The 12,027-nt window shown below is 54.5% G+C and carries 13 protein-coding genes; all 13 read right to left on the reverse strand.

Going from position 1 to position 12,027, the window contains the following annotated elements; all coding sequences use genetic code 11:
* Window positions 1-3 precede the first annotated feature (3 nt).
* The 13 genes from B9Y55_RS04205 to B9Y55_RS04265 all read right to left on the reverse strand — a co-directional run bounded on the left by B9Y55_RS04205 (window position 4) and on the right by B9Y55_RS04265 (window position 12,025).
* Window positions 4-867: a type II secretion system minor pseudopilin gene (locus B9Y55_RS04205; RefSeq protein WP_234986126.1), complete on the reverse strand. Its 864-nt coding sequence runs from the start codon at window positions 865-867 to the stop codon at window positions 4-6.
* 28 nt (window positions 868-895) lie between these two features.
* Window positions 896-1,498, reverse strand: coding sequence for a prepilin-type N-terminal cleavage/methylation domain-containing protein (locus tag B9Y55_RS04210; RefSeq protein WP_085544115.1), 603 nt, complete (start codon window positions 1,496-1,498; stop codon window positions 896-898).
* Complete coding sequence (locus B9Y55_RS04215) at window positions 1,495-3,240, reverse strand: O-antigen ligase family protein (protein WP_143340806.1); 1,746 nt, start codon at window positions 3,238-3,240, stop codon at window positions 1,495-1,497. Before B9Y55_RS04215 ends, B9Y55_RS04210 begins: the two co-directional genes overlap by 4 nt.
* 22 nt (window positions 3,241-3,262) lie before the next feature.
* Window positions 3,263-4,183 carry a ParB/RepB/Spo0J family partition protein gene (locus B9Y55_RS04220; RefSeq protein ID WP_159448224.1) on the reverse strand — a complete coding sequence of 307 codons (921 nt, stop codon included), beginning with the start codon at window positions 4,181-4,183 and terminating at the stop codon, window positions 3,263-3,265.
* A gap of 11 nt (window positions 4,184-4,194) precedes the next feature.
* Window positions 4,195-5,550 (reverse strand): replicative DNA helicase, encoded by a 1,356-nt coding sequence (dnaB, locus tag B9Y55_RS04225; RefSeq protein WP_085544118.1) that lies wholly within the window; start codon window positions 5,548-5,550, stop codon window positions 4,195-4,197.
* 4 nt (window positions 5,551-5,554) lie between these two features.
* Complete coding sequence (gene rplI / locus B9Y55_RS04230; RefSeq protein ID WP_085544119.1) at window positions 5,555-6,001, reverse strand: 50S ribosomal protein L9; 447 nt, start codon at window positions 5,999-6,001, stop codon at window positions 5,555-5,557.
* Between the two features lie 5 nt (window positions 6,002-6,006).
* Window positions 6,007-6,939, reverse strand: coding sequence for a YybS family protein (locus B9Y55_RS04235; RefSeq protein ID WP_085544120.1), 933 nt, complete (start codon window positions 6,937-6,939; stop codon window positions 6,007-6,009).
* A 95-nt stretch (window positions 6,940-7,034) separates the two neighbouring features.
* A complete protein-coding gene (gene rpsR, locus B9Y55_RS04240; RefSeq protein ID WP_085544121.1) occupies window positions 7,035-7,289 on the reverse strand; it encodes a 30S ribosomal protein S18 in 255 nt (84 codons plus the stop codon).
* Window positions 7,290-7,327: 38 nt separating this feature from the next.
* The gene (locus B9Y55_RS04245) at window positions 7,328-7,843 is read right to left on the reverse strand and encodes a single-stranded DNA-binding protein (protein WP_085544122.1); all 516 of its coding nucleotides are present in this window, start codon (window positions 7,841-7,843) and stop codon (window positions 7,328-7,330) included.
* A 19-nt stretch (window positions 7,844-7,862) separates the two neighbouring features.
* Complete coding sequence (rpsF, locus tag B9Y55_RS04250; RefSeq protein ID WP_085544123.1) at window positions 7,863-8,147, reverse strand: 30S ribosomal protein S6; 285 nt, start codon at window positions 8,145-8,147, stop codon at window positions 7,863-7,865.
* A 71-nt stretch (window positions 8,148-8,218) separates the two neighbouring features.
* Window positions 8,219-8,524 carry a septum formation initiator family protein gene (locus B9Y55_RS04255; RefSeq protein ID WP_085544124.1) on the reverse strand — a complete coding sequence of 102 codons (306 nt, stop codon included), beginning with the start codon at window positions 8,522-8,524 and terminating at the stop codon, window positions 8,219-8,221.
* Window positions 8,525-8,529: 5 nt separating this feature from the next.
* Window positions 8,530-10,203, reverse strand: coding sequence for an arginine--tRNA ligase (gene argS, locus B9Y55_RS04260; protein WP_085544149.1), 1,674 nt, complete (start codon window positions 10,201-10,203; stop codon window positions 8,530-8,532).
* 31 nt (window positions 10,204-10,234) lie between these two features.
* Window positions 10,235-12,025 (reverse strand): hypothetical protein, encoded by a 1,791-nt coding sequence (locus tag B9Y55_RS04265; RefSeq protein ID WP_085544125.1) that lies wholly within the window; start codon window positions 12,023-12,025, stop codon window positions 10,235-10,237.
* Between the last annotated feature and the right edge of the window lie 2 nt (window positions 12,026-12,027).

Consider the following 12,027-nt stretch of genomic DNA (forward strand, 5'->3'; position numbering starts at 1 on the left):
GTCTTATAACTCCTCCCAAAACAGGACGTTTTTTTTGGTAACTACCATGCGATATTCTTTCGATATATCCGAACCAAGTTGGGAGACCTGAAGGGAGACTTGAAAATAATCGCTTGTGGTGCCCAATAGATTTGTAAGCTTAGGTCCCAGAGAACCGGAAAAGGCGGGCATATTGGCCAACTCCGATAGACTTTTAAAGGGCTTTTCCCTCCTGATCTCCGTTATCTCTCTGGCTGTGACCTCGTCAATTCCCTCCATAAGTTCCAGCACTGTAGAGGAAGCGGTATTTACGTTTAGCTTCGGCCCGGACCACAGAGAGAAAAAATCCCTAAGCCCGGGATTTTCCCTCGATCCCGTGACGGAAGATATCGAGACCTCCGGAAAGAGGGCAAACATCGATGGATCTGGGGGAACACGGTTTATAAAAAAATCCCTTTCGTACCCTCCGACTCTAGGCTCTCTATCTCCGTCTATAAAGTCCAGAGCGGGGATGGCCATATTAGGAAGTCCTACCTCTAGCCAAGCTTTTTTCCAGGCATCTTCAATCTCGCCTCTCATTGTTTTTCCATCGGGGAGCAATATATGTCGCAGCGGAAGCCTATCGTTAAGGGGCAACAGGGATATAGATACTAAATATCGTTCGCCGATGGGAATTAGGTGATCTCCAAACCAACTCTCATGAACGCTATCGTAGCTATTTTTATCCATTGCCAAACCCTTAATGACATTTTTTACCGCTAGAAGAGCTATGTTTCGGCACTCTAGCTCTAACTTTCTCCTCTCAAATCGCCTGACCTGGTCTCTCACAAACCATCCGTACCCTACCGTAGCGGACACCAGGAACATAGAGACAAGGAGAACGGACACCAAAATAAAGCCCTTTCTAAGGCTTCGATCAGATAGAGGGGAACCAGTCGACAAACTCATAGGTCTCTCCCTTTCTAACTACGATTAGCTTGATGCCAGGGGGAACGGAACCGCTGTAATCTCCAAGCCACTCCTTACCGTTGTAGACCTCTACCCTAAACGAATCGACATAGGGCAAAACCATGTCCGCCACATCTCTATCTAGACCGGCCTTAAGGTCTAGATCATCGGGCCTCTTGCCTTTATAGATCCAACGATAAAGACCGGGGATTCTTTGCTTCATTCCAAGGGAGTCCTCTCTGATGAGGCCATACACGACGGTACCGGGAATGAAAGAGGTCTTCAGCATACTCCCCGTCGCTACTGCCAGAAAATCGTCCGCTTTACCTCCCATTAGGTCTCTACGCTTCGCGATACAGTAGGTCTGAGAGGGAGCGATAAGGACCGACCTTACGTCCCTGAAGATAAGCCTGAAACTATCCTCGACGGCGGAGCGGTCTCCCCAATTAGACTGGGCGTCTCTGAGGTTCCCTGTAATATGGACCATAGGGGCTATAGCACAGGTAGCCATCACCCCTACGAGGGCAAGGACCACCAGGACCTCGACCAAAGTGAACCCAGAGCGTTTCATTGAGGCGGCTCTACCCTGTAAGTGCCTGGTTTTAGGAAAGTAACGAGATAACGGAGCATATCCTGCTTTTTGAGTCGACCGGACCAATCTAACAATTTTCTCAAGTCCTCTGCGTTTGGCTCGCTTCTAAAAACGGAGAACAATCTATTAAGCCCCTCCGCCAGAGCCTCTGGGTCCTGGGCCGCCTCGCCGTAGGCTATATAGTGGTAAGCAAGCTGTCTCTCCGCTATATCCCTCGCCATCAGGGAGTTGGTCGCTTTCTCCATCAAAGCCCTCTGGACGAGAGCGGTCCTGCTTGAGACCGCCTGACGAAGGAGGACGTCCGCCTCTATACCCTGCCACAGGAAAGCCATCCCCCATAGGGATATCGACGCCATGATAACCCCCAGGGCTCTGTATCCTCTCGGGTTCGAGAGAAACGATGGCTTACCTATCATATCGGCCATAATGTGCCTGTTGGAGACGGCGAAGGCCAGAGATATCCAGATGGAGTTCTCTATCCTATGAAACGGTCTTGTCCATAGGGCGTTAAAGAGCATTACCCCCATAAAGGAGGCTCCCCACAGCACTCCGTCGGGGAAAGGGGTCCCACGGTGCCTCCAGACATATCCCATAAAGGCCCATCCCCACCACAGAATCATCCCCATGAGGAGAACGAAGCCAACTATCCCCGCCTCGCATAGCCACTGAAGATACTCGTTGTGAGCCCAGTTGGTGTACTGCCAGTTCAGGTCGGGGTACCTCTCGAAGGCCGCCCTCTGTGCCTGAAGGTAGTTTAGTTTGTACTGCCCCAGACCGAAGCCTTTGAGGGGCTCCTCAATAGCCATCGTCCAGGAGGTCTTCCATATGCCGTCTCTGCCTCCTACGGTATTAGCGTTTTGGACCATATCCATTGTCTTGGATATGAGGGCTCCCGATCTGGCCTGGTTCAGGTTTATCGACGCTCCCAGCACGATGACCATGAGGACGACGCAGATTCCCAGCCTCCGGAGCCTGGAGCGATCCCGGCCTGCCACTATCATGGCGGCCATCAGGAAGATACCTACCGCCAGGGATAGTATGGCCGATCTACTGGTGCTGTTCCAGAGGCCCCAGAGGATCACCGGCAACATGAGAAGGTTTGTCGCGGCGAAGAACCGGCCCAACCCTCTGGTTTCCTTGAGTCCGTGGCGAAGGTAGATAAACACCGATCCAAGGGCGGTCATGGCGAGCCACAGGCCGAACATGTTCTGCTGGCCGGTGTTCCCGATGTAGTTTCCCGGGGTAGGCAGAATAAGGTTGAGAGAGCCGAAGATATCAACCGTTCCGAGGGTCTGGAGCTCGGCGAAAAAGACGTTTATCGTGGCGTTTAGGGACGCCAACCAGAGGACGGGCCTCAGCCAGTCCTCACGAAAACGGTCCAGACAGAGGACGTAAAGCCCCCAGAGGGAGAGAAAGAAAAACCACTCTCTGTAGAACGTTGGCACCGACTTTATAGGGGCCCAGAGGGGCTGTAAGGTTATGTACATCAGCAGGGCAAACCATATCCAGCCGAAGAGATCCACCCTGACCTTGGCGGTATCAGCGCCTTTCCATGCCAGAAGGGTTCCAATCAGGAGGGACATTACCCCTATAGGGGCAAGGGCAAAGGTCCACTTCATCAGGTGGAGGGTCTGAAAGAAATAGACCCCTGAGTAGATCAGGTTAGGCAGGGCCAAAGACACCGCCACTGCAAGAAAAAAAAGCCTATCCAGGGGGCTCATAGGGCTCTCAGATGGATTTATATTATTCAACGTCTTCACCTTCCATCTTTTCCTTTGCCTCTATCATTTTTTCTTTGAGGTTTACCACTATCTCCACTACCAGTTCGCTCTGGGCGAGCTCTTTGACCTTCCAGATCACCGGGACCCCTTTTTTTCTCTGGGATTCGACCAAAGAGGATATGAGCTGTAGCAGATCCCCTGTAGGGCCTTCAGGGCCGGATAGGGAGGGGCCGGAGGCTTTCTTTTTCTTCGCCTCCTGGTTGATCGGCTCGTCAATCTCCCTTTCGGCAGGCTCTTCCTCCGCAGGGGGAACTTCGACGGTAGGTTTAGGGTCCAGCGGTTTTCCCTCTTTCAGATCGGACACCAGGGCCTCAGCCTCTCTGGCGGTGAGGTCCTGGTCGAGTATCCTCTTTGCCGCCCCTATCTGTAGGGCAGGGGGAAGTCCGACCAGGGCACGGGCGGCCCTCTCCCCTAACAGACCTTCCATTATCATCTTCTGAACAGGTTCCTCCAGCTTGAGGAGCCGGAGCTTGTTCGCCACCGAAGCCTGTGAACGACCGAGCCTTCTGGCCAGTTCCGACTGCCCCCAACCGGTGTTCTCAAGGATATCCTTGAGCCCTATGGCTTCCTCCACCGAGGAAAGTCCCTCTCGATGGATGTTCTCCACCAAGGCCATAAGCTGCTGATCCGACGATTCGACCTCCACGACGACAGCGGTGATGGTCTCAAGCTCAAGTTCCTGACAGGCCCTTAGTCGCCTCTCTCCGGCAACGAGCTCGAAAAACTCGCCGCTTTGCCTTACGGTTATAGGCTGTATAAGGCCGACCTGGGCGATAGAGTCCGCCAGGTCCCTGATCTGGTCCAGATCAAAGTGTTTTCTGGGCTGGTAGGGATTTGTGCGTATACGGGATATCTCTATCTCCGCCAGTCTTCGATGACTCACGATTTAGCCTCCTAAAAGCGGTCCACAGAGCTTTTGCTCTCGAACCGAGTATGCTGTCTGAGGAACATCAGGTGTACGACGCCGGTAGGTCCGTTACGGTGCTTGGCTATGTCCAAAACGGCGCTGTCGTCCTGCTGATCCGGTGGAACGTCTTTTTCGTAGTAAGACTCTCTGTACAGAAGGGCCACCAGATCGGCGTCCTGCTCTATGGCTCCGCTGTCTCTGAGGTCCGAAAGCTGAGGCCTTTTGTCGGTCCTGCTTTCCACCGCTCTGGAGAGCTGGGATAGGGATAACACCGGCACCTCCAGCTCTCTGGCTATGGCCTTGAGACCTCTGGATATCTCCGAGACCTCCTGCTGTTTGCTTTCGATTCTACGGGCCATGCTCATCAGCTGGAGATAGTCTACCACTATCATGCCTAAAGAGTTATACCTGGCTTTGAATCTCCGGCATCTGGCCCTCATTTCGGTGGTGGTAAGCACCGAGCTGTCGTCTATATAGATAGGTGCCTTGGTGAGACGACCGGCGGCGGCGGTGAGCTTCTCCCAGTCCTCTTTGGCGAAGTTGCCCGTCCTGAGGTCCTGTATGTTGACCCTCGCTTCCGATCCCAGCATACGCTGGACGAGCTGGTCCGCCCCCATCTCAAGGCTGAATATTAACACAGGCAGGTTGGACTTTACAGCGACGTTTCTGGCCAGGTTGAGGGCCAAGGCGGTCTTTCCCATCGAAGGTCTGGCGGCGAGTATGTTGAGGCTTCCGGGCTGGAAGCCTCCTGTCAGCCTGTCGAGATCGTCGAAACCGGTCATGACCCCTGTTACGGTCTGCTCGGAACGATGAAACTGTTCCTCTATCTGACGGAAGGCGGGACCTATAACCTCCGATACCCTCTTGAAGTTGACCTCGTTTCTCTGTCTGGAGACCTCGAAGATGGATCTCTCGGCGTCCTCGAGAAGCTCCTCTATATCCCGATCCTCCGAGTAGCCCATACGGACTATGGCACTTCCGGCGGCTATCAATCTCCTGAGGATCGCTTTATCCCTGACGATTCTGGCGTGATAGTCGGCGTTGGCGGTGGTCGGAACGCTGTCCATGACGGTGACAACAAAACTCTGGCCACCGAGTTTTTCCGACAGCCCCTTTCGGGAGAGCTCCTCCAGAAAGGTGAGCGAGTCCACCGGGCGATCGTCGTGGGACATCTCGGTAAGAACTTCAAAAGCGGTGCGGTAGTTCAGGTCGTAGAAATCGTCGGGAGAGAGGATCTCGGTCACCTGAATCAATACGTCTCTGTCCATCAGACAGGAGCCTACCACCGCCCTCTCTGCGTCCAGGTTTCTAGGGGGAAGGCGATCGAAGGCCTGACCACTCACGATATCAAAGCGCCTCCACCTTGAGGGTCATGGAGACCTCCACAGAATGATAGAGCTTTATGGAGAAAGGATAACTCCCAAGGGATTTTATCGCATCAGCCATTTTGACGTTTTTTTTGTCCACCGCTATCCCAAATTGCTCTTTTACCGCATCGGCGATCTGTGCGGTGGTGACGCTTCCGAAAAGCCTTCCGCCTTCGCCAGCACTGACGGACACCGATACCTGCCTATCCTGGAGCTTTTTCTTGTCCTCTTCCGCCTTTGACCTGGCCTGTTGCTCTTTTTTGGCCTGAGATTCGTTTTTCTCCCTCAGTTGCTTCATATTAGCCGAGTCGGCCTCCAGGGCCAATCCCTTGGGAAAGAGGAAGTTTCTGGCGTATCCGTCGGACACCTCTACGACCTGGTCTTTAGAGCCTAGTTTCTTTACGTCTTCTTTTAGTATAACTTTCATTCAAGTCACCTCCGGTATCTAGTTCTTATGTTGGCCCACAGGTCGGTCAGACCGAGGACCACGGCGATCTGGGAGAGAAGCGGTATGAGGACCACCAGTGTAATTAAGGCTATCCTCCATCCTCGGGATATGGACCTGTAATCCATGTAGTCCCAGATGAGAGAAAGGCCCTGAACCATGAATATCATGCTGACCAGAAGCCTTAGGTTGAGCCCTATCCTGGAAAGCAGAGGGTCTTTTAAGGTGCTTTCAAATAGCAGCAGCACCACCGAAAGGGCAAAGGCCCAGAGCAGGCTTTTAGGAAAACGCCAGGAGCTGAAGGGAGGCAGAGAGGGCAGAACTACCCCACCGATACGGGCCAGTACCTTACGGGAGACCCAGTAGCTGAGCAGACAGTCCACCGCGCTGGCCATGGTTATCATGGCGGGGAACATCATAGGTATGGCTCTGACGGTCTGCTCTATCTGGTCCTTTATGCCCTCCATGTCCTGTCCCCTGTAGAGGGAGAAGACCTTTTCCATAGTCGACCTCACCTGATCCAGATCGGGGTCGAAAGGGTTTATTCCGGTGAGCTTTGTGAGCACCACCATTAAGGCCAGTTTGCTTATCAGGCTGACCGCCACGCCGTATAGCATGATGTCCACCGCGCTGTGGAGACGGGACGCCAAAATACCCAGCCCCACTCCGAGGACCCCAAAGCCCAGACAGAAGGAGACCGCCGACACAGGACCGGAGAGGAGGGCGACCATGACCGTAGCCACGACAAGTCCGACGACGGACATTTTAGGTCTGTGTCTCAGTCCCAGGATAACCAGAGGAGCAGGGCATAGCAGGGAGAGGACCACTCCGGCTACAGGCACATAGCGGGCGGCGAGAAAAAGAACCACCGCCAGACCGGTCAGAAGGGAGGACTCCACCAGACTTTTAGTTCCGTTCATCGAATTAGGGCCATCCTTTCTCGTTATTATATGCGAAAAGGGAGAGAAGCTCGGCTTCTCTCCCTAAAAAGCTCCTATAAAAACCCCTCTTGCCTTTATTCAGCGCTGTAAGGAATAAGAGCCATATAACGGGCTCTCTTGAGAGCCACTGTCAGCTGACGCTGGTGGTTGGCGCAGTTGCCAGTCACCCTCCGAGGAACTATTTTGCCCCTCTCGCTGACGTACTTACGGAGCCGATCTACATCCTTATAGTCGACGTCGTTGATTTTATCTACGCAGTAGAAGCAGACCTTAGGGCGACGCTTTCCGCCACGCCTTTTGCCTCCAGGACCGCCTGATGAGTATGCCATGTTTCATCCTCCTTTCCTGTCAATAAAAGTCGCTATACCTAGAAGGGGATGTCGGTTTCGTCGTCGTCGGCGGATGATCCCATTTCCGATATGTCCATGGGAAAATCTCCGCCGCCGCCGAAATCGTCTCTAAAGCTCCTGGGCTCTCCGCCGTAGCCAGCGGGAGAGCTTTTTCTCTCATAATCCCCTCTGGAGGACGGACGGTCGTCTTTTCTGCCTCCAGAGGAGGGAAGAAAGGTTATATCCGCCGCGACGACCTCGGTTACCCACCGTTTCTGGCCGGTCTTGTCGTCGTAACTGCGAACCTGAATACGGCCCTCAAGCAGTATGCCGCTGCCTTTGGAGAGGTATCTCTCGCAGTTCTCCGCCTGAGGTCCCCAGACGACTACCGGTATAAAATCCACCGATTCCTGGAGCTCGCCGTTTTTGCCCTTCCAGCTGCGGTTTACCGCAACGGAGAAGGACGCCACCGCCTGTTTGGTCGCAGTGTAACGGATCTGAGGATCCTTAGCCAGGTTCCCCATGAGGATTACTTTGTTGAAGCCACGAGCCATGCCGAAATCCCTCCCTGAACTATTCCTGATCCAGCCTGATAACCAGGTTGCGAACGATGCCGGAACGCAGGCTAAGAAGCCTGGTCAGCTCCTTCTGCTGAGTGGGATCCAGGGAAAAATACGTCAGAGCGTAGTAGCCTTCGGTTCTTTTCTCTATGGGATACGCAAGACGACGCTTGCCCCAGATGTCGACTTTATCGACGGTGCCGCCAAGTCTGGCGACGACCTCCTTGATACCATCGAGCTCTGCGCTGTGATCCTCCAGATCTGCCTCCAGAAGAACCATCATTTCGTAAGGACGCATGAGCTTCACCTCCTCCCTATGGACGTTAGGCCCCCCACAGGGGGGCAGGGACTACGATCTGGAATTATAACCTATGGAAGTGCTTCTCGCAATAGATCTCCCGACTGAACGGATATTTTATATATTTTCTCTCCAGGGAGGACCAGGTTAAACTGCTCTCTGGCGAGCCTGGCCTTTCCCTCCGGAGTGCGATAGAAGTCCAGTCTCTCTTTTGCCCTTTCGAGCTCTCGAGTCAGAGACTTGACCTCCTCCCGGCTCTGAGACAGGGTCTCTTTCAGAAACCGGACCCTGGACCATTCCCTCAGCAGGGCGGTGGAGAGGACCGCCACGATAAGCCCCACAATGGCCCAGAAGAGGACCCATCGTATCGGGACCAAGAAATCTACATCCTGTCAGGTGCCGATATCCCCAGGATTTTCAGACCGTTAGCCAGGACCACCTGGGAAGCCTTGACCAGGAGTATTCTCGAAGGTCTCTTAGGATCGTCGTCGAGCACCCTGTGGGCGTTGTAGAAAGAGTGGAAATCCCCCGCCAGGTCGTGAAGGTAGTTGACCAGCCTGTGGGGAGCCAGTTCGGAGGCGGCCTTCTCTATCTCCTCAGGGAACATGGACAGCCGGGTGACCAGCTTCTTCTCCTCGGAGCTGTTGAGATGGTCTTCATTTAGCTCGTTGTGGTCGGGGAACTTTATCCCCCGGTCCTCCAGTGTCCTGATTATGCTGGACATCCTGGCGTTTGCGTACTGGACGTAAAATACCGGGTTGTCCGATGACTCCCGTTTAGCCAGTTCGAGGTCGAAGTCCAGATGGCTGTCGCATCTGCGCATGACGAAGTAGTATCTCGTGGCGTCCACACCGACCTCGTCTATGACGTCGGACAGTGTGACGAACTGGCCGGATCTGGTGGACATAGAGACCTGATCGCCGTCCCTCAGGAGGTTTACGAACTGGATCAGGGCGACGGTAAAATTGTCTGCCGACTTGCCGAGGGCCTCGATCGCCGCCCTCATTCTGGGGACGTATCCGTGGTGATCGGCACCCCATACGTCTATTGCCCTGTCGAAACCTCGATCGAACTTGTTTTTGTGATAGGCCACGTCGGAGGCAAAGTAGGTGGGAACCCCGTTTGAGCGAAATAGAACCCTGTCTTTGTCGTCGTCGAAGTCGGTGGACCTAAACCACACCGCTCCCCCTTCGTCGTAGGCGTATCCCCTTTCCCTCAAGGTGCCAACGGCGTTCTGGACCAATTCGTCGGTGTAGAGGGTTTTTTCGGAGAACCAACGGTCGAACCTCACGCCGAACCGATCGAGGTCCTTTTTTATACCCTCCAGTATTACGTCGCAGGAGTAGGATGTGAAAAAGGGCAGGCTTTCCTCCAGGGATCTGTCCAAAAGGGCCTCTCCCTCTTTTTCTATAACGTCCCTGGCCAGGTCGTAGATATAGTCGCCTTTGTAGCCATCTTCGGGGAAGGGAGCGTCAGCACCTCTGCCTAACAGCTCAAAGTACCTGGACTGGGTCGATTTTCCCAGGTTCGACATCTGAAGGCCGGCGTCGTTTACGTAGTATTCCTTTTCGACGGTCCATCCGGCGAAGGCCAGTATATTGCCGATTATGTCCCCAACCGCCGCACCTCTGCCGTGTCCGACGTGCAGCGGGCCGGTGGGGTTGGCGCTGACGAACTCGACCTGGACCTTTCGCCCTTTGCCGAGATCGCATCGACCGTAGCCCTCTCCCTCTTTTAGGACCGACGATACCACCGTAGCTATCCAGCGGTCCGCCAGAAAGAAGTTGATGAACCCCGGACCGGCTACCTCAACCGATTTTATATGGCTATCCGATCTGAGCCTGTCCACAAGGGCGGTAGCGAGATCTCTAGGGTTCTGACCTAGGATCTTACAGGCCTGCATGGCCACGTTGGTAGCCCAATCTCCCTGGTCCTCCCTCTTAGGTCTCTCCAGGCGAACCTCCGGCAGATCGTCAGGGCTCACCCCCTTCTCCTGGGCCATGTCCATAAGGGACTGACCGATGAGGTCCGTTAAAATTGCTGTGACATCTGCCATCATAAAAAGCTCCTTCTTCTGTAGGTTAGATTTACTTTTTTACCGTTAGCGGAATGGACATGTCTCTCCATCTCATCCAGGCCCCTAAAACCCTGGAGAGGCCGTGACTGAACTGATCGTCGTATCGAGAGCTGGGGGCTATGATCTTGGCCTCCCCCTCTAGAGAGCCTCTCTTTTTGCTGAGCCTCAGGTTCTCGGAAAATCGCAGTTCCCCTTCCCGCCTGTCGGACATGCCGGGGGTGGACATGAGAGAGTAGCCCTCCGGCAGGGCCAGTGAGTATTTTTGCTCCATCACAAAGGGAAATAGAAGCTCCTGAGAGGGAGCGACGGAGACAAGATCCTCGACCGCTCCAGGGAGCAGACAGGGAAGCCTAAGGAGCATCCCAGGGCCTCCGGGGATCCCCATGTTTCGTCTGACCGGCAGATCGATCCTGTAGCCGTAGTCCATAGGGGATACCGACGGCTCTCCTGCCCTCCAGCGATCGATACCGGGGACGACTTTTTCCAGATCGCTCCAGGTAAGCCGATCGGTGTCGGGGAAAAGCTCAAGCCATCCGTTTCTGACCCACAGTTGAAGGACTCCCTCTAAGACTCCGCTGGACTGGAGCTCCAGGTTCCAGGAGAAAGTCAGACGATGGTCCTCTACCTTTCCCCTGTCGAGGGAGTAGGTCAGCAACCCTTCCTCCGGGGAACCGCCGTAGAGGGTCTTCCCTATGAGGGAGGGAGGGACTTTCCCGGGCTCGACGGTCTGGCCAGGAACGTAGAACCAGTAGTCCGACCCAGGAGGAGCGGCCCTCAGGACAGGTACCCTGAGGTTTTCGACCATAAAGGGATCCCTATCTCCTATAGGGAGGGAGGTCCGCCACACCACCTGAGCCCTCCAGCCCAGACCCTCAAGCCAGGACCTAAGGATCAGTGCTCTCTCCCAGTAGGTCCAGGGCCCTTGAGGGGGGATGGACTCCCTGATCGCCCTTTGGCTTCCAGGTATGACCATAGAGTCCAACGCCTTCATTAGCCGTTTGCCCGCTTTTCCCTTGTCTCCCATTCGACCCAGCCTCTCAAGCTCCTGAGGCATAGGAGGTACGTCTATTCTGTTTAATAGGGACATCAGCCCCAGAAAAGGTGCCTTATCGGAGCGCAGACCGAAGGCCAGGTAGGGCTCTCCCCTCCGAACCATAGAGGCCCTTTTTACCTCAGGGACGTTGTAGGTGGTCCAGGTATAGGTGCTCTTGCCGCCGGATTTGTCTATTTTGGGGCTTTCCATTCGGTTGGAGTCGATAAAGAGCTCCGAGCCTGCGGGAATGGAGACGGAGAAACTTCCCTCCCACACCGGCAGATCCCCTCCAGGGTAGATAAGCCCCTCCACCGACATCCTTCGAGGGTAGATCTGACGGAAACGGAGCACTAAGACCGCTTCGTCCTCGTCCCCTAAGGACATTGAGAGCTTTTTATAGCCCGACAGATCCTCCACATCGTAGGTCAGAGAGCGGATCTTTCCGCCGGAAACCGGATCGAACAGGCTAGCTTCCTGTATCTCAAGCTCCCCGATGGAGGGAATTACCAATACCTTTTCGGGCCAGTTTCTGTCCAGTCTCTGGGTAGTCATGACCACCCAGAGACTGTCTTTCGTCATAGCACCGTCGGACCTGAGGCCGTAGGACTCGTGCCTTTGCCAGACCACACCGTCAGGAGAGCCGTAGGTCTCAAGAGGAGGGGCCTGCTGTACAAGCTGGGGGATGTTTACCTCCTGTCCAGCCACTAAGGTCTGAGCGAGTAGCACCATCATTCCGGCTAAGACCGAGACCGCTGATAGTTTCTTCATAG

The sequence above is a fragment of the Dethiosulfovibrio salsuginis genome, assembly GCF_900177735.1.
Lineage (GTDB): Bacteria > Synergistota > Synergistia > Synergistales > Dethiosulfovibrionaceae > Dethiosulfovibrio > Dethiosulfovibrio salsuginis.